Origin of the sequence: Streptomyces sp. NBC_00210, assembly GCF_045160975.1 — a bacterium.
In the GTDB taxonomy this organism is placed as follows: Bacteria; Actinomycetota; Actinomycetes; order Streptomycetales; family Streptomycetaceae; genus Streptomyces.
On record NZ_CP108120.1, the window covers coordinates 3,695,710 to 3,712,872 of the forward strand.

At 69.3% G+C, this 17,163-nt stretch carries 17 protein-coding genes; 11 read left to right on the forward strand and 6 right to left on the reverse strand.

The window, feature by feature from the left end:
• Nucleotides 1-43 precede the first annotated feature (43 nt).
• The 6 genes from OG729_RS16715 to OG729_RS16740 all read left to right on the forward strand — a co-directional run bounded on the left by OG729_RS16715 (nt 44) and on the right by OG729_RS16740 (nt 6,873).
• On the forward strand, nt 44-814 hold the full coding sequence (locus tag OG729_RS16715) for a GntR family transcriptional regulator (protein WP_405806821.1): 771 nt from the start codon (nt 44-46) through the stop codon (nt 812-814).
• Between the two features lie 41 nt (nt 815-855).
• Complete coding sequence (locus OG729_RS16720; protein ID WP_266479325.1) at nt 856-1,083, forward strand: ferredoxin family protein; 228 nt, start codon at nt 856-858, stop codon at nt 1,081-1,083.
• A 22-nt stretch (nt 1,084-1,105) separates the two neighbouring features.
• A complete protein-coding gene (locus tag OG729_RS16725) occupies nt 1,106-2,455 on the forward strand; it encodes an ABC transporter substrate-binding protein (RefSeq protein ID WP_405806822.1) in 1,350 nt (449 codons plus the stop codon).
• Nucleotides 2,452-3,330: an ABC transporter permease gene (locus tag OG729_RS16730; RefSeq protein WP_405806824.1), complete on the forward strand. Its 879-nt coding sequence runs from the start codon at nt 2,452-2,454 to the stop codon at nt 3,328-3,330. Before OG729_RS16725 ends, OG729_RS16730 begins: the two co-directional genes overlap by 4 nt.
• Nucleotides 3,331-3,396: 66 nt before the next feature.
• Complete coding sequence (locus tag OG729_RS16735; protein ID WP_405806826.1) at nt 3,397-4,167, forward strand: ABC transporter ATP-binding protein; 771 nt, start codon at nt 3,397-3,399, stop codon at nt 4,165-4,167.
• A gap of 12 nt (nt 4,168-4,179) precedes the next feature.
• On the forward strand, nt 4,180-6,873 hold the full coding sequence (locus OG729_RS16740; protein ID WP_405806828.1) for a fumarate reductase/succinate dehydrogenase flavoprotein subunit: 2,694 nt from the start codon (nt 4,180-4,182) through the stop codon (nt 6,871-6,873).
• Here OG729_RS16740 and OG729_RS16745 read toward each other — a convergent pair.
• Nucleotides 6,860-7,696: an SCO6745 family protein gene (locus tag OG729_RS16745; protein ID WP_405806829.1), complete on the reverse strand. Its 837-nt coding sequence runs from the start codon at nt 7,694-7,696 to the stop codon at nt 6,860-6,862. The genes OG729_RS16740 and OG729_RS16745 overlap by 14 nt on opposite strands.
• 132 nt (nt 7,697-7,828) lie before the next feature.
• Here OG729_RS16745 and OG729_RS16750 point away from each other — a divergent pair, with 132 nt between their 5' ends.
• Together OG729_RS16750 and OG729_RS16755 are read left to right on the forward strand one after the other, a co-directional pair.
• The gene (locus tag OG729_RS16750) at nt 7,829-8,437 is read left to right on the forward strand and encodes a Uma2 family endonuclease (protein ID WP_405806831.1); all 609 of its coding nucleotides are present in this window, start codon (nt 7,829-7,831) and stop codon (nt 8,435-8,437) included.
• A 182-nt stretch (nt 8,438-8,619) separates the two neighbouring features.
• Nucleotides 8,620-9,384, forward strand: coding sequence for a hypothetical protein (locus OG729_RS16755; protein ID WP_405806833.1), 765 nt, complete (start codon nt 8,620-8,622; stop codon nt 9,382-9,384).
• Between the two features lie 42 nt (nt 9,385-9,426).
• Here the strand turns inward: OG729_RS16755 and OG729_RS16760 are convergent, their stop codons facing one another.
• Together OG729_RS16760 and OG729_RS16765 are read right to left on the reverse strand one after the other, a co-directional pair.
• On the reverse strand, nt 9,427-9,636 hold the full coding sequence (locus OG729_RS16760) for a DUF397 domain-containing protein (protein ID WP_405806835.1): 210 nt from the start codon (nt 9,634-9,636) through the stop codon (nt 9,427-9,429).
• On the reverse strand, nt 9,633-10,508 hold the full coding sequence (locus tag OG729_RS16765; RefSeq protein ID WP_405806837.1) for a helix-turn-helix domain-containing protein: 876 nt from the start codon (nt 10,506-10,508) through the stop codon (nt 9,633-9,635). Before OG729_RS16765 ends, OG729_RS16760 begins: the two co-directional genes overlap by 4 nt.
• Before the next feature lie 125 nt (nt 10,509-10,633).
• Between OG729_RS16765 and OG729_RS16770 the strand changes: the two genes are divergently transcribed.
• The 3 genes from OG729_RS16770 (at nt 10,634) to OG729_RS16780 (ending at nt 11,879) form a co-directional block, all read left to right on the forward strand.
• Complete coding sequence (locus OG729_RS16770) at nt 10,634-11,047, forward strand: ATP-binding protein (RefSeq protein ID WP_405806838.1); 414 nt, start codon at nt 10,634-10,636, stop codon at nt 11,045-11,047.
• A gap of 92 nt (nt 11,048-11,139) precedes the next feature.
• The gene (locus OG729_RS16775; protein ID WP_405806840.1) at nt 11,140-11,514 is read left to right on the forward strand and encodes a type II toxin-antitoxin system RelE/ParE family toxin; all 375 of its coding nucleotides are present in this window, start codon (nt 11,140-11,142) and stop codon (nt 11,512-11,514) included.
• The gene (locus tag OG729_RS16780; protein WP_405806841.1) at nt 11,511-11,879 is read left to right on the forward strand and encodes a helix-turn-helix domain-containing protein; all 369 of its coding nucleotides are present in this window, start codon (nt 11,511-11,513) and stop codon (nt 11,877-11,879) included. Before OG729_RS16775 ends, OG729_RS16780 begins: the two co-directional genes overlap by 4 nt.
• Nucleotides 11,880-11,970: 91 nt before the next feature.
• Here the strand turns inward: OG729_RS16780 and nuoN are convergent, their stop codons facing one another.
• Genes nuoN through nuoL form a run of 3 tightly spaced genes read right to left on the reverse strand, consistent with a single transcriptional unit; the run spans nt 11,971 to nt 17,161 of the window.
• On the reverse strand, nt 11,971-13,620 hold the full coding sequence (gene nuoN, locus OG729_RS16785; RefSeq protein WP_360874237.1) for an NADH-quinone oxidoreductase subunit NuoN: 1,650 nt from the start codon (nt 13,618-13,620) through the stop codon (nt 11,971-11,973).
• Complete coding sequence (locus tag OG729_RS16790) at nt 13,617-15,215, reverse strand: NADH-quinone oxidoreductase subunit M (protein ID WP_405806842.1); 1,599 nt, start codon at nt 15,213-15,215, stop codon at nt 13,617-13,619. The genes nuoN and OG729_RS16790 overlap by 4 nt, the downstream gene beginning before the upstream one ends.
• 5 nt (nt 15,216-15,220) lie before the next feature.
• Nucleotides 15,221-17,161: an NADH-quinone oxidoreductase subunit L gene (gene nuoL / locus OG729_RS16795; RefSeq protein ID WP_405806843.1), complete on the reverse strand. Its 1,941-nt coding sequence runs from the start codon at nt 17,159-17,161 to the stop codon at nt 15,221-15,223.
• Nucleotides 17,162-17,163 lie beyond the last annotated feature (2 nt).

The window sequence follows — 17,163 nt, forward strand, 5'->3', positions numbered from 1 at the left end:
CTGGCAACACCACCGCCGACGCAGCGTCGGTATGGTCCGGGGCATGCCAGCCGAACGTACCCGTGAGCACACCGTGCCCCTCGCCGCCGCGCGTCGGCGGCGGCTGCGCGCGGATCAGGCGCGGCAGCTCGCCGACCTGCTGCGCCACCAGGTGCGCACCGACGGCTTCCCCGGCGGCGTGCTGCCGCTGGAGGGCACGATCGGCGACGACTACCGCGTCTCCCGCAACACCGTCCGCCAGGCACTGGATCTGCTCCGTGCGGAAGGGCTCGTCGAACGCCAGCCGGGCGTCGGCACGGTCGTGGTGTCCGAGAAGTACCCGCACGGCCTCGACCGGCTGCAGGGCCTCGCCGAGACCCTGCACGAACACGGCGACGTCACCAACGAAGTCCGCACCGTCGGCCCCGTCACCGCGCCTGCACCCGTGGCCCGGCGGCTGGGGCTGCCCGAGCACACCGACGTGCTCTACATCGAGCGGCTGCGGCGGCTGAACGGCCTGCCCCTCTCACTCGACCTCACCTACATCCCGATGGACATCGGCACCGGTCTGCTCGGCTGCGACCTGGAGCACACCGATGTGTTCCGGCTGCTCGAAAACCTCACCGGACAGCCGCTGGGCACCGCCGAGATCACCCTCGAGGCCGTCAACGCCGACGCGCACTCCGCCGCCGTACTCGAAGCCCCGCGCGGCGCCGCCGTGCTGATGCTCGAACGGCTCACGCAACTGTCCGACGGACGCCCCGTGGATCTGGAGTTCATCCGCTTCCGCGGCGACCGCATCACCATGAGCGGGCTGCTCCACCGCTCCCTCTGACCCGTCCCCGTACCTCCCGTACCCCTTTCCCGGAGACAGCCATGCCTCTTGCGCCCCAGCGTGCCGACGTGCCCGTGACCATCGACGAGTCGAAGTGCATCGACGGCTGCACCCTCTGCGTCGACATGTGCCCGCTCGACTCCCTCGCGATCAACCCGGACAGCGGCAAGGCCTATATGCACGTGGACGAGTGCTGGTACTGCGGCCCGTGCGCGGCCCGGTGTCCCACGGACGCGGTCACGGTCAACATGCCCTATCTGCTGCGGTAAAGCCCGAGAGGTCCGAACTCCCATGTCACGCAAGCCAGTTGTGCTCATCGCCGCCACCCTGCTGCTACCGCTCACCGGCTGCGGCGGCGACGCGGAGGCGGGCGACGGCTCGACCGTCACCGTCACCGTCGGCTACCAGTCCAAGACCATCAACACCGTTACGGCGGGCACGCTGCTGCGGTCGCTCGGCTACTTCGAGCGGGAGCTCGCGGCCCGCGGAAAACGTGAGGGCGTCACCTACAAGGTGAAGTGGCAGGACTACGCCACGGGCGCGCCGATCACCGCGCAGATGACCGCCGGGAAGATCGACATCGGTTCGATGGGCGACTTCCCGCTGCTGATCAACGCCACGCGCGGCAAGCAGCTGCACCGGCCGACGCGGCTCGTCTCCGTCACCGGCTACAACCTGCGCGGCGGCCTCAACACCATTGTCACGGCGCCCGGTTCGAAGCTGTCCTCGCTGGGGGACCTGCGCGGCAAGAAAGTCTCCACGAGTGTCGGATCGGCCGCGGACGGCACGCTCGTACGGGCGCTGCAACGGGCGGACATCGACCCGGAGAAGGACATCCGCAAGCTCAACCAGCAGCCTGCCGTGGGTGCGTCGGCGCTCCAGGCGGGCAGCACGGACGCGCTCTCGCAGTTCGTGGCCTGGCCCGGGCTGCTCGCCTTCCAGGGCAAGGCACAGGCGCTGTACGACGGGGCGGAGCTGAACCTGCCGACCTTCCACGGGGTCACCGCACGCGAGGACTTCGCGAAGAAGCGGCCCGCGGTGCTCGAAGACTTCCTGCGCGCGCAGGCCGATGCGACCGAGTATCTGCACAAGCAGCCCGTCGCGGCCGCGGAGTCGGTGGCCAAGGCGACCGGACTCCCGGCCGAGGTCGTCTACCTCTACAACGGCGCGCACGGCATCGCGACCTTCGGCCCGGCCCTCAAGCCCGAGCTGGTCGACGCGTTGAAGAAGGACGTGCCGGTGCTGAAGTCGGCGAAGCTGGTGGGCGACGTGAATGTGGACGCCTTCGTCGACGACCAGTATGTGAAGCGGGCGTTCGGGAACGGCTATGCCAAGGCGCTCACGGCCGCGCCCGCCCCCGCACTCAGCGAGCTGTGGCTGAAGGGCAAGAACACGACCCAGTCCTTCGCGACCCCGCTCCAGTTGCTGCGGCAGGTGGCCGCGGATCCTGGCCAGGTGCGCGCGGCGTACGTCCCCGACGCGACCACCGGCACGCGCTGGTTCGCGAACAAGGCGGTGTGGGTGGCCGACGGCACGAAGCTGCTGCCCTTCGTCACCCGGTCCGCGGCTGCGGCCTACGTGACGGGACACGCGGGCGCCCGGACCGTGTCGTACGCCGAGGCCTTGAAGCAGGTGTCATGACCGGCCGGCACGTCGTGCGCGCGCTGTCCCTGGTGGGCGCGCTCGGGGTGTGGCAGCTGCTGACCGCCTACGACATCAATCTGTGGCTGCGGTTCGAGCAGTTCCCGACGGTCGTCGACGTCGCGCGGGAGTTCGGGGAGCGAGTCGGGAGCGGCCCGTACTGGCAGGACCTGACCGACAGCCTCACCCGCATCGTCACCGGCTTCACGCTGGCGGCGCTCGCGGGCGTGGCGGTCGGCACCGCGATCGCCCGCTCCCACCTGGCGGCGGACCTGCTCGGGCCGGTGCTCGAAGTCCTCCGCCCGATCCCGGCGATCGCGCTGGTACCGGTGGCGATCCTGCTCTTCCCCAGCAACGAGCAGGGCATCGTCTTCATCACCTTCACCGCGGCGTTCTTCCCGATCATGGTCTCCACACGGCATGCCGTGCGCGCCCTGACCCCGGTCTGGGAAGAGGCCGTCCTCACGATGGGCGGCGGCCGGTGGCGGATTCTGGCGTCGGTGGTCCTGCCGGGGGCGCTGCCGGGGATCCTCGGCGGTCTCTCGGTGGGGATCGGCGTCTCGTGGATCTGCGTGATCTCGGCGGAGATGATCTCCGGTGAGTACGGGGTGGGTTACCGCACCTGGCAGGACTACACGGTGGTGGACTACCCCGGCGTGTTCGTGGGCATGGCGACGATCGGCGTCCTGGGCTGGCTGACGTCGACGACGGTGGAGCTGGCGGGGCGCCGGGTGACGAGGTGGCTCCCGCGGGTGGAGTCGGGACCACCGGTCCGCCGCCCGAGGGTTTCCCCCGCCCCGCCCGCACATCAAGCCCCGCCGGCGATTGAGGCGCAGGGTCTGGGGCGGAGCCCCAGTGCGGGAAGGGGCGGGTAGGGGAAAGCCCGCCGCAGGCGCCCCCCACCCACACCCCCATCCGCACCCACGAGGAGGCGTAACCCCATGACCACACCCCCCGAAACCACCCTCGCCCCCGCCCCCGCACCGCTCCGTGGGACCCGGCTCACCCTGCGCGGCGCGTCGCTGGGGCGGCCCGGAGCGCCCGTGCTCGACGGGATCGACCTGGACGTCGTGCCCGGCGAGATCCTTACCGTCGTCGGGCCCTCCGGCTGCGGCAAGTCCACCCTCCTGCGCACCCTCGCCGGGCTGCTCCCCCCGCTCGACGGCGCGGTCGCTCAGGACGGCGAGCCCATCACCGGGCCCCGCGCCGAGCGGGCACTGATCTTCCAGGAGGACGCCCTCCTTCCCTGGCGCACCCTGCGCGGCAACGTCGAACTCCCCCTGGCCATCAGGGGAGTCGGCCGCGCCGAGCGCCGCCGGAAGGCCCAGGCATGGCTGGACCGGGTCGGGCTCGCCGACCGGGCCGCCCACCTCCCGCACCGCGTCTCCGGTGGGCAACGCCAGCGCGTCCAGCTCGCGCGGGCACTCGCCGCAGAGCCGCGGGCCGTCCTCATGGACGAACCCTTCGGCGCGCTCGACGCGCAGACCCGCGCCGGGATGCAGCAGCTGCTCGTCGACGTGCTGCGCGGCACCGGCGCGACCGTCGTCTTCGTCACGCACGACGTCGACGAGGCGCTCTTCCTCGGCGATCGCATCGCCCTCCTCGGCACCGGGCGCGTCCTCGACGTCCCCGGCCCCCGCGACCGTGCGGCCCACGGCGAACCCGCGACGCTCGCGCTGCGCCGCGAAGTACTCGAATCCCTCGGCACCTGAGAGGCCCTCCCCATGGACATCCCCGCACTCGCGGACGCCGAGGAGCTCTCCTGCGACGTCCTCGTCATCGGTGGCGGCACGGCCGGCACCATGGCCGCGCTCACCGCGGCCGAGCACGGCGCGAACGTCCTGCTCCTCGAAAAGGCGCACGTACGGCACTCCGGCGCCCTCGCCATGGGCATGGACGGCGTCAACAACGCCGTCATCCCCGGCCGCGCCGAACCCGACGACTACGTCGCCGAGATCACCCGCGCCAACGACGGCATCGTCGACCAGTCCACCGTCCGCCAGACCGCGACCCGCGGCTTCGCGATGGTGCAGCGACTCGAGTCGTACGGCGTGAAGTTCGAGAAGGACGAACACGGCGAGTACGCGGTACGCCAGGTGCACCGCTCCGGCTCGTACGTCCTGCCGATGCCCGAGGGCAAGGACGTCAAGAAGGTCCTCTACCGCCGGCTGCGGCGGCGCGAGATGCGCGAGCGCATCCGGATCGAGAACCGCGTGATGCCGGTCCGCGTCCTCACGGCGGACGGCCGGGCCGTCGGGGCCGCGGGCTTCAACACCCGTACGGGACAGTTCGTTTCGGTACGCGCAGGCGCCGTCATCCTCGCCACCGGCGCCGCGGGCCGCCTCGGTCTCCCCGCCTCCGGCTATCTCTACGGCACCTACGAGAACCCCACCAACGCCGGTGACGGCTACGCCATGGCCTACCACGCCGGCGCCGAGCTCACCGGCATCGAGTGCTTCCAGATCAACCCGCTGATCAAGGACTACAACGGCCCCGCCTGCGCCTATGTCGCCAACCCCTTCGGCGGCTACCAGGTCAATCGGCACGGCGAGCGCTTCGTCGACTCCGACTACTGGTCGGGCCAGATGATGGCCGAGTTCGCCAACGAACTCGCCTCCGACCGCGGCCCCGTCTTCCTCAAACTCAGCCATCTCCCCGAGGAGTCCATCGGCGCGCTGGAAGGCATCCTGCACTCCACCGAGCGCCCCACCCGGGGCACCTTCCACGCGAACCGGGGCCACGACTACCGCACCCACGACGTCGAGATGCACATCTCCGAGATCGGCCTCTGCGGCGGCCACTCGGCCTCGGGCGTCCGCGTCGACGACCACGCCCGCACCACCGTGCCCGGCCTCTACGCCGCCGGTGATCTGGCCTGCGTCCCGCACAACTACATGATCGGCGCCTTCGTCTTCGGCGATCTGGCGGGCGCGGACGCGTCCCAGTACCGGGCGTACGAGGGCGAGTTGCCCGCCGACCAGCTGCGCGCCGCCCATGAGCTGATCTACCGGCCGCTGCGCAACCCGGACGGACCGCCCCAGCCCCAGGTCGAGTACAAACTCCGCCGCTTCGTCAACGACTACGTCGCCCCGCCCAAGTCCGGCGCCCGGCTCTCCCTCGCCGTCGAGCACTTCGAGCGGATGCGCGGCGAGATCGCCGAGATGGGCGCCAAGACCCCGCACGAACTGATGCGCTGCGCCGAGGTCGACTTCATCCGCGACTGCGCCGAGATGGCCGCCCGCTCCTCACTCGCGCGTACGGAGTCCCGCTGGGGCCTCTACCACGAGCGTACGGACCATCCGCAGCGCGACGACGAGGACTGGCTGCACCATCTGGACCTGCGCAAGTCGCCGGCCGGGACAATGGAGTTCACGGCCCGCCCGGTCGCGCCCTACCTGGTGCCTGTCGACGAGTTCAGCCCCACCGGCGGCCCGTCCCGCCACCTCGGTGAGGTCGCTCTTGAACAGGTCTCCACAGCGGGCCCGCGCGAGATCGCGCCGACGGGCTCCCGCATCGCCGCGCCCGTACGCGTCGACACACGTGTCGCGGCCCACTCCCCGCGCATCCTCGAACTCCTCGCGCTCGCCGAGGAGGAGCCGTCGCTCACGGAGTTGAGCCCCTACCTTGCCGACGCCGACCCGGCGGTCCGGGCCGCCGCCGTCGCCACGCTCACCGAGACCGCCCCCGACGGCACGGGCCCGGCGCTCGCCACGGCCCTGGTGGACGAGGACGGGGCGGTACGTGCCGCAGCCGCGGCCTCCCTCCAGGAGCTGGTCGAAGTCCTGCCGCCGACCGCCGAGTTGAGCACTCCCCTGCTGGCGGCGCTCGACAACGACGATCCCCGGGTCCGCTCCACCGCGCTGGACGTCCTGCGGGCGCTCCGGCTGGGTGACGCCGACCGCTTCGGGGGTGCGCTCTCGGACCCGGCCATCGAGGTCCGTATCGCAGCCGTACGCGCCCTGGTCTCGGTCGACGCCCTCGATGCCGTCGCCCGGGCGACCGCCGACCCGGCCCGCGAGGTCCGCGTCGCGGTGGCACGCAGCCTGACCGACCCGGGAGCCCTCGCCCCCCTCCTCCAGGACCCGGACATCCTGGTCCGCGCGGCCGCACTCGCCGCACTGTCCGTCGCGGGCTGCCCGTCTCCGTACGACACCACGGCGATCACCGCGCTGGCCACCCCGTCCTGGCAGGTCCGCGCGGGCGCGGCGACGGCCCTGGGCGCGGCCGCCGCGGACCTCGCCGTACCCGCCCTGGCCAAGGCACTCGGCGACGCCAACGCCGATGTCCGCAAGGCGGCGGTCCTGTCCCTGCTCCGCCACTCCACCACCCCGGAGGCCCGCGCGGCCCTGTCCACGGCGGTCCAGGACCCCGACGCGGACGTACGCGCCTACGCGGCCCGGGCGGCTACTCCGTCCTGAGCGGCGGCAGCCCCATCGCATTGGGGAACGGCACCCCGCCCGCCCCCACGATCCGCCGCGCGAGCGGACGCAGACACTCGGCGAGCCTCGCGCCGGCGAGGAGGGGCCGGGCAAGCCGATCGGTGGTGGCCTCGATGGCATCCCGCTCAAGGCTGCCCGCGTCGGTCAGGGTGCCGTCCTGCGAGAGCACTCCACGGTCGCGGAGACGGGCGTGCGCGGCCTGCCACTCGGCCTCGCTCCAGCCGCGGTTGAGGCGCTGCTCTGGCGGGGCGAGCCCCAGCGCCACGGTGATCACATTGGCCTCGCAGCCGTCCACCCCGGCGGTCACCAGGGCGGCAACATGACCGTCCCCACGGAATTCCCGCAGCGCGGTGGCCGCCCACCACAGCCCCAGCTGGGGCTGCTCGGGCACGGGCAACGCGGCATGCGCGGCAAACAGCACCCGCCCGGCCACCGGCAGGGCCTCGACCGCCCGCCGTCCGAGCTCGGCGGCCTCGACAACCTCCGGACCGTCGACGAACTCCCCTAGCAGCCGCCGCAGAGCCCGGTCAGCCACGTCGAGCCGGGCGGCAAGCACCTGCTCGGGCGGACAACGCGCCCAGGCATCCGGAATCGCCCGGGCAACCCGAGCGGGCGCGAAATTGTAGAAAGCAGCGGTCACCACCTCCGGCGGCACCGCACCGAGCGCGGCGGCGCGGGAGGCAAAGTACCCCATCCAGTACCCCTTGAGCCCGGACCCTGCGGCGGCGTAGACGGGGCCAGTCTCGGGCGCGAAGTAGACGGGCGCGTGTACGCATTCCAGCAACTGCCAGATGTCGTCCATGGTCACCGACGCTAGCCGACACACAGGACCCGTCAACGTAGGGCGACGCCTTCACCCATGCGCGGGAGCCTGCTCGACTCCCCCAGGTGGCGCGGAACAGGCACGCGAGACTCCCGTCCTATGGGAACACCAATGAGCGGCAGCCCTGAAGCCCCAGAGCCCAGCTGGCCCGCCCCGCCCCTGGGCGGCTGGACCGCCGACGACCTGGACCGGCTTCCAAATCTGCCTCCGCATACGGAACTGATCGACGCGAGCCTCGTCTTCGCGACTCCCCAGACCATCTTTCATGAGCGCGCGATCGGCTTCTTCGAGCGGAAGCTGCATTCTGTCGCGCCCAAGGACCTCGAGGTTGTCGGGCGATTCACCATCGACATCGATCGCTGGAACCGGCCCGAGCCCGATGTGATCGTCGTGCGCGGGTATGTCGTTCAGAACCCGGAGCAAACCCGATTCCCGGCCGAGTCCGTGGTGCTGGCCATCGAAGTCGTCTCCACCGACTCCCTGACCCGTGACCGAGAGACCAAGCCGGTCAAGTACGCACGGGCCAAGATCCCGCACTACTGGCGGGTGGAGCACGTGGACGGCCGGGCTGTGGTCCATGTCTTCGAGCTGGAGCCGACCACGGGCGCGTACACAAGCACCGGCATCTTCCACGACCGGATGAAAGTCTCAGTCCCATTCCCCGTCGACCTCGACCTCGCCCAGATCAAGCCCCGCCGAAACAGGGCCGCCGTAGAGTAGCTGGTCGGTCGCGCACGCGAAGGCCCGGCACCTCACCGAGGCCCCGGGCTGTGCGTCATCCGATGCACACCCCGGCGCGAATAGATCACGATCTCTGGTCGTCCCTGGTGGCAGCCCCTAAGCCCCCGTACGGTTCAGCGGCACACATCGTTTTGCCCTTGGGGGGCGTCTTGTACAGGCACATGCGGAAGCTGCTGGCAGTCGGCTTCATGGCGATCACGCTCACACTCACCGTTGCTGGGTGCTCGAAACAGCCCGCGAACCGCCCGGCCGACGCGGCCGCCGCATCAAAGGAAACTGCCGAGACCGGACCACGCCCGCTCGCGCAGGCAGAGCTAGCCGCAAGCCGGCTCACGGAGCAGGAGACGGCCACACTCAAGTACGTGAGTATGTGGACGGACAACACCCTGGAAGCCTTCGCGGACATCAAGAGGGTCTCCGCGACCCCAGCGCCCTGCCAACCGGTCGCCGACGCGATCTATCGCGGTTATCCGGACGGCTCAACGGCGTATGCGGACGTGAGCTACTCGGAGAAGGATTCAGCATTGGTTGCCGGCTATATCAGCCTGTCCAGCGACTCGGCGGCCGGAGCCGAGAAGTTCTTCGACGCGGTGAGGTCCTCACTGGAGCAGTGCGATCAGTTCACGCATACAGGCCGGTACGGAGACACCATCACCACAATGATCACAATGGGGCCGTCAGACACCGTAGGCGACGAGTCCATCACGTTCACCACGTCCTCCAAATGGAAAATGCCGAACGAGGACGGACTAACCGAGGACCTCGCGACGACCACCCTCGTCCGTAGCGGCTCCGTGACCCTGTCTTTCGACCTCGGCAACACCTATCCGTCCGGCTTTCCGAAGGGGAAGCGAACCATGCCGAAGGTCGATCCCGAACTCATCGCCCGCCAGGTCGCCAAGGTCCAGGCAGCCCAAGGCACCTGAGGAATTCCATGAGTGGGCTGGAAGCTCAGAGGCGGTGAGGGGTCAGGGCTTGGACGTGTACGTCACGAAGGTCGCCCACTGGGCTTCGGCAAACGCGAGTTGGGGGCCCTGGGTGTTCTTGGAGTCGCGGATGTGGACCGTGCCAGGGGTGGCGGCTACCTCGACGCAGTCGTTGCCGTTACTGCTGTCGCTGTAGCTGCTCTTGAACCAGTCCAGCCCGGTGCCGTCAACAGCGAAGGGCTTGTCGGTCATGTGTCTCCCAGCGCTTTCTCGATGAAGGCCAGCGACTCCCTCGGGGTGAGAGCCTGGGCCCGGATGATCCCATAGCGCAGCTCAAGGATCCGGAGCTCCCTCGGATCGGTGACCGGACGGCTGGTGAGCTGGCCTTCGTCGTGGCCCACCGCCGAACCGTCCTTGAACTTCAGCACCTGGATCCGACCGCCCATTCCGGCGTGGTCGTCACGGTCGGTCGGCATCACCTGGATCTCGACGTTCCGCAACTGTCCTACCTCCAACAGGCGTTCGAGCTGCTTGCTCAGGACCATTCTGCCTCCGATGGGACGGCGGAGGGTCACCTCTTCTTGGACGAATGTGAGCGCGGGGGCTGGGGACCGGTCGAAGATCGACCGCCGGGCCATACGCGCGGCGACCATGCGCTCCACCTCGTCCTCCGAATACGCGGGTCGCCACGTCTCGATGAGTGCCCGCGCGTACGCCTCGGTCTGGAGGAGGCCGTGGAGGTTATGGTTGCCGTACGCCCCGACCTCGACTGCCTGCGCCTCCAGCTTCGCCAGGTCACGGACCTTCTTCGGGTACCGCTCCTCCGCGATGTCCTTCTTCATCGCGGCGATCTTTCCGCCCGCTCCGAGTGCGTCGTCAGCCTTGTCCAGGAACTCCGGCCTCGGGATGCGCTTGCCGCTCTCCACCTTGTAGATGAGGTTCTCGCCGTACCCGATGGCCGCCCCGAACTCGGCCGGCCGTAGTCCCGCCGCCTCACGCCAGAGTTTGAGCTGGTGGCCGAGTGCCGCGACCACCGCCGCCGAGTCGTTCCACGGATCGACGTCCCAGCCGGGCTCGTCCGCCCCTTCCGCCGCGTGCTCCGCACGTTCCCCGCCCACGCTCATCCGAGCCCACCTCCGAAAAAGTCATGGTGGACAGCCTGTACAACCCTGGACAGCCGTCAGACAGTCACCGTACGCATCGGCATCATCACTGTTCAGGCTACTCACGCACGGCCACGCTGAGTTACGTGAACCCAGAAATCACCCAAGCCGACACCAGCGTCCGCCAGTTCAGCGCGCAGCTCTCCGCCACCCGCAGAGGTGCGCGTCTTGCTCGCCTGCTGGCGACGGAGCAACTCCGCTCCTGGGGGCTGCCGTTCGAGTCAGCGGCCCATGTCGTCGCCGAACTCGCCGCCAACGCCGCGCTGCACGGCCACGTACCCGGACGGGACTTCCGCCTCACCCTCACCGCCGCCGAGGGCATTCTCCGTATCGAGGTGACCGACACCCGTGGTGACCGTCTCCCCGTCAGCCGGCAGCCCGGAGACAGCGAGTCCGGACGTGGCCTCATCCTCGTCGACGCCTTCGCCGACCGCTGGGGCGTCACCCCTGGCCCCTTGCCGTGCAAAACCGTGTGGGCCGAGTTTGATCTCACGCCCTGACCGGGCCCCCACTGGGTCGCGGTGGGCGATGCCCAACGCCAGAGAGACGGGACGACCAGGTGCGCTATATCGATTTCTGTATACTCCTACCTGTGAGCAAACCCTGGCAGATTGAGGTCGAGCCGGAGGTCCGGCAGTGGCTTGAACTGCTGTCGGACACCCACTACGACAAGGCCGAACGTGCGGCTGACATGCTCGCGGCAGGGCCAACCACTCTGGGTGAGCCGTACTCCCGCCATCTCGGTGGCAAAGTACGCGAGCTCCGCTTCACGATGGACGGCAACGCCGTGCGCATCACGTACTGGCTCGCCCCCGACCAGCGAATCGTGCTGCTGACAGTGTTCCGCAAGACCAGACAGCGCGAGGCCGCTGAGGTGGAGCGTGCCCAGCAGGCCCAGAAGGTGTGCCAAGCGGACCACGGTCCCGCCGAGCACAGCTACGACCGGATCAAGGAGGAGAGCCCGTGAACCACTCCCAGTGGAAGACCCGCCGGACCAGGAAGCTCCTGGACGAGACGGTCGAGGAGTCCCCGGCTTACATCGAGGCAGGGTATGCGTTCGCACTCGGCCAAGCCGTCTACGACCGCAGAACCGAACTCGGGCTGTCACAGACTGAACTGGCTCGGCGGGCCGAGATGACGCAGCCGCAGATCTCCAACATCGAGGGCGGCGACTCCGTACCGACCCTGCCTCTGCTGACTCGTCTGGCCAAAGCCCTGGACGCGTCGTTGACGATCGACCTGGACGGCGACACCTCGGCCTTTGCCTTCAGGGCGCACGACAGCCACCGGCCTGATGATGCATCGCCGGACGGCCGGTCCTCGGCGGCTTGACGTGGCTGCGCGACAACCGGCGCGCTCCTGGCGGCATGAAAAAGCGCTCGCCGTGGCGTCGTCGAAGACACCACGGCGAGCGCAAGAGCGGTCAGCGCACGAACACGCTCGCCTGGCTCGCCAGATTCAGGAAGTACTGCGGCGCCACACCCAGCACCAGCGTCACCGCCACGCCCACCCCGATCGTCGTCATCGTCAGCGGCGACGGCACGGCGACCGTCGGGCCGCCCTCCTTCGGCTCGCTGAAGAACATCAGCACGATGACCCGGATGTAGAAGAACGCGGCGATCGCCGACGAGATCACACCGACCACGACCAGCGCGCCCGCGCCCCCCTCCGCCGCCGCCTTGAAGACCGCGAACTTTCCGGCGAAGCCCGAGGTCAGCGGAATACCGGCGAAGGCCAGCAGGAAGACCGCGAAGACCGCCGCCACCAGTGGTGAACGGCGCCCGAGCCCCGCCCACTTGGACAGGTGCGTCGCCTCGCCGCCCGCGTCCCGTACCAGCGTGACCACCGCGAACGCGCCGATCGTCACGAAGGAGTACGCGGCCAGATAGAACAGGACGGAGGAGACGCCGGCGGGCGTCGTCGCGATGACACCCGCCAGGATGAAGCCCGCGTGCGCGATCGAGGAGTACGCAAGCAGCCGCTTGATGTCGGTCTGCGTGATCGCGACGATCGCACCGCCCAGCATGGTGACGATCGCGACAGCCCACAGCACCGGCCGCCAGTCCCAGCGCAGCCCCGGCAGCACCACATACAGCAGCCGCAGCAGCGCGCCGAACGCGGCGACCTTCGTGGCCGCCGCCATGAAGCCGGTGACCGGCGTCGGCGCGCCCTGGTAGACGTCCGGGGTCCACATGTGGAACGGCACCGCGCCGACCTTGAAGAGCAGCCCCACCAGGATCATCGCCCCGCCGATCAGCAGCAGCGCGTCGTTCCCCATGGTGTCGGCGAGCGCCGGGTCGATGGTCCGCACGCTGCCGTCGACGACGTCCGCGATCCTTGCGTACGAGACGGAGCCCGCGTACCCGTACAGCAGCGCGATACCGAAGAGCAGGAACGCCGACGAGAACGCGCCGAGCAGGAAGTACTTCACCGCGGCCTCCTGCGACATCAGCCGCTTGCGGCGGGCGACGGCGCACAGCAGGTAGAGCGGGAGCGAGAAGACTTCCAGCGCGATGAACAGCGTCAGCAGATCGTTGGCGGCCGGGAAGACCAGCATGCCGGTGATCGCGAAGAGCACCAGCGGGAAGACCTCGGTGGTGGTGAACCCGGCCTTGACCGCGGCCTTTTCGCTTTCGCCGCCCGGCACCGACGCGGCCTGAGCGGCGAACGAGTCGATGCGGTTGCCGTGTGCCGCGGGATCGAGGCGGCGCTCGGCGAAGGTGAAGACGGCGACCAGCGAGGCCAGCAGGATCGTGCCCTGCAGGAAGAGCGCCGGGCCGTCGACCGCGATGGCGCCCATCGCCGCGATACGCGCCTTGGTGCTGCCGTATCCGCCGGCCGCGAGGGCGACCACGGCGGCGAAGGCGGCGGTCAGGGCGACCACGGTCAGGAACACCTGCGTGTAGTAACGGGCCCTGCGCGGGACGAATGCCTCCACCAGCACACCCACGACGGCTGCGCCCACGACGATCAGCGCGGGTGCCAGCTGGGCGTACTCGACGGTCGGGGCAGGGATCTTGTCGATCGGCTCGGCGGCCGTTGTCCACAGGCTGTGGACAGCCATTGCGCTCACTTGGCCGCCTCCACTTCAGGCTGGGGGTCCTTCTGATGTACATCGGACAGCGTGTGCTCGACCGCCGGGTTCACGATGTCCGTCAGCGGCTTCGGGAAGACGCCGAGGAAGAGCAGCAGCGCGATCAGCGGTGCGACCACCACCAGCTCACGAGCCCTGAGGTCCGGCATCTTCTGCACCTCGGGCTTCACCGGGCCCGTCATCGTCCGCTGGTAGAGAACGAGGGTGTAGAGCGCGGCGAGCACGATGCCGAAGGTCGCGACGATCCCGGCCACCGGATAGCGCGTGAACGTGCCGACCAGGACCAGGAATTCACTGACGAAGGGCGCGAGGCCCGGCAGCGAGAGCGTGGCCAGACCGCCGACCAGGAAGGTGCCTGCGAGCACCGGCGCCACCTTCTGCACCCCGCCGTAGTCCGCGATGAGCCGCGAGCCGCGCCGGGAGATCAGGAACCCGGCCACCAGCATCAACGCGGCGGTCGAGATTCCGTGGTTGACCATGTAGAGCGTCGCGCCCGACTGCCCCTGGGAGGTCATCGCGAAGATGCCCAGGATGATGAAGCCGAAGTGCGAGATCGATGCGTAGGCGACCAGCCGCTTGATGTCGCGCTGGCCGACGGCGAGCAGCGCGCCGTAGACGATGCTGATCAGTGCCAGTACGAGAATGACCGGCGTCGCCCACTTCGAGGCATCCGGGAAGAGCTGGAGGCAGAAGCGCAGCATCGCGAAGGTGCCAACCTTGTCGACGACCGCGGTGATCAGCACGGCGACCGGGGCGGTCGCCTCACCCATGGCGTTGGGCAGCCAGGTGTGCAGCGGCCACAGCGGCGCCTTGATCGCGAAGGCGAAGAAGAAGCCGAGGAACAGCAGCCGTTCGGTGCTGGTCGCCATGTCGAGCGAGCCGGACGCGCGGGCGTCGGCGATCTCGGTGAGCGAGAAGCTGCCGGCGACGACATAGAGCCCGATGACCGCGGCCAGCATGATCAGACCGCCGACCAGGTTGTAGAGCAGGAACTTCACTGCCGCGTACGAGCGTTGGGCCGCGGCGTTCTCGTCGCTGCCCGCGTGGGCCCGGTCTCCGAAGCCGCCGATGAGGAAGTACATCGGGATGAGCATGGCTTCGAAGAGGATGTAGAAGAGGAAGACGTCGGTGGCCTCGAAGGAGAGGATCACCATCGCCTCGACGGAGAGGATCAGGGCGAAGAAGCCCTGAGTCGGCCGCCATCGATAGCTCCTGGTCTCCGACGGGGTCTCCCCGCCGGGGGCAGGCGAAGGGTCGGCGTCGTGCCAGCCCGCGAGGATCACAAAGGGGATCAGCAGGGCGGTCAGCGCCAGCAGCGTCACCCCGATGCCGTCCACGCCCAGTTCGTACCGGACACCGAAGTCCGGGATCCAGGCGTGCGACTCGGTCAGCTGATACCGGGGGCCGCCGGGCTCGAACCGTACGAGCGCGACCGCGGCCAGCACCAGCGTGCCGAGCGAGACCAGCAGCGCCAGCCACTTGGCCGCGGTACGCCGCTCGGCCGGGACGGCGGCGGTGGCAATGGCACCGATCGCCGGGAGCGCCGCCGTCGCCGTAAGCAGGGGGAACGACATGGCAGTTACACCGCCCTCATCAGCAGGGTCACGGCGATCAGCACTGCCGTACCTCCGAACATCGAGACCGCATAGGTGCGGGCATAGCCGTTCTGCAACTTGCGCAGCCGGCCCGAGAGCCCGCCGAACGAGGCGGCCGTGCCGTTGACCACGCCGTCGACCAGGGTGTGGTCGACATAGACCAGGGAGCGGGTGAGGTGCTCGCCACCGCGCACCAGGACGACGTGGTTGAAGTCGTCCTGGAGGAGATCGCGGCGGGCGGCCCGGGTGAGCAGCGAGCCGCGCGGAGCGACGACCGGCACCGGTCGGCGTCCGTACATCCCCCAGGCGATCGCGACGCCGATGACCAGACACACCATCGTGGCTCCGGTGATCGTCGCCACGCTGAGCGGGGAGTCCCCGTGCGCGTGCCCGGTGACGGGCTCCAGCCAGTTCAGGAACCGGTCGCCGATGCTGAAGAACGCTCCGGCGAAGACCGATCCGAAGGCGAGGACGATCATGGGGATCGTCATCGAGCTGGGCGACTCGTGCGGATGCGGCAGCTCACCGGGGTGCACCTCGATGCCGGGCTCGATGCCGGGCGTCTTGTCCGGGTCGGGGGCGGGCTGCCAGCGCTTGTCACCGAAGAAGGTCAGCAGCATCACGCGCGTCATGTAGAACGCGGTGATCGCGGCGCCCAGCAGGGCCGTGGCGCCGAGGATCCAGCCCTCGGTGCCGCCCTTGGCGAAGGCCGCCTCGATGATCTTGTCCTTGGAGAAGAAGCCGGACAGACCCGGGAAGCCGATGATCGCCAGATAGCCGAGCCCGAAGGTGACGAAGGTGATCGGCATGTACTTCCGCAGGCCGCCGTACTTGCGCATGTCGACCTCGTCGTTCATGCCGTGCATGACCGAACCGGCACCGAGGAACAGTCCGGCCTTGAAGAAGCCGTGCGTCACCAGGTGCATGATCGCCCAGACATAGCCGATCGGACCGAGGCCCGCCGCCAGCACCATGTAGCCGATCTGCGACATCGTCGAACCGGCCAGCGCCTTCTTGATGTCGTCCTTCGCACAACCGACGATCGCACCGAAGATCAGCGTGACCGCGCCGACCACCGTGACCGCCAACTGCGCGTCCGGGGCCGCGTTGAAGATCGCCCCGGAGCGGGTGATCAGGTACACGCCGGCGGTCACCATGGTCGCCGCGTGGATCAGGGCCGAGACCGGGGTCGGGCCCTCCATCGCGTCACCGAGCCAGGACTGCAGCGGCACCTGGGCCGACTTGCCGCAGGCGGCAAGCAGCAGCAGCAGCCCGATGGCCGTCAGCCTGCCCTCGCTCGTCTCGCCCGTCGACGCCAGGACCGGCCCGAAGGCGAAGGTCCCGAAGGTGGTGAACATCAGCATGATCGCGATCGACAGACCCATGTCGCCGACGCGGTTGACCAGGAAGGCCTTCTTCGCCGCCGTCGCCGCACTGGGCTTGTGCTGCCAGAAGCCGATCAGCAGGTACGAGGCGAGGCCGACGCCCTCCCAGCCGACGTACAGCAGCAGGTAGTTGTCGGCGAGGACCAGCAGGAGCATCGCCGCGAGGAAGAGGTTCAGATAGCCGAAGAAGCGGCGGCGCCGCTCGTCGTGCTCCATGTACCCGATGGAGTAGAGGTGGATCAGCGAGCCCACGCCCGTGATCAGCAGCACGAAGGTCATCGACAGCTGGTCCAGCTGGAAGGCGACGTCCGCCTGGAAGTTCCCGACGGAAATCCAGCTGAACAGCGTGCTGTGCAGGGTGCGATCCTCCGTGCCCTTGCCCAGCATGTTCACGAACAGCACCGCGCCGATGACGAAGGACGCGGCCGCGAGCAGCGTGCCGAGCCAGTGGCCGGTGCGGTCGAGCCGCCGCCCGCCGCACAGCAGGACCGCCGCTCCGAGCAGAGGCGCCGCGACAAGCAGCGCAATCAGGTTCTCCACGA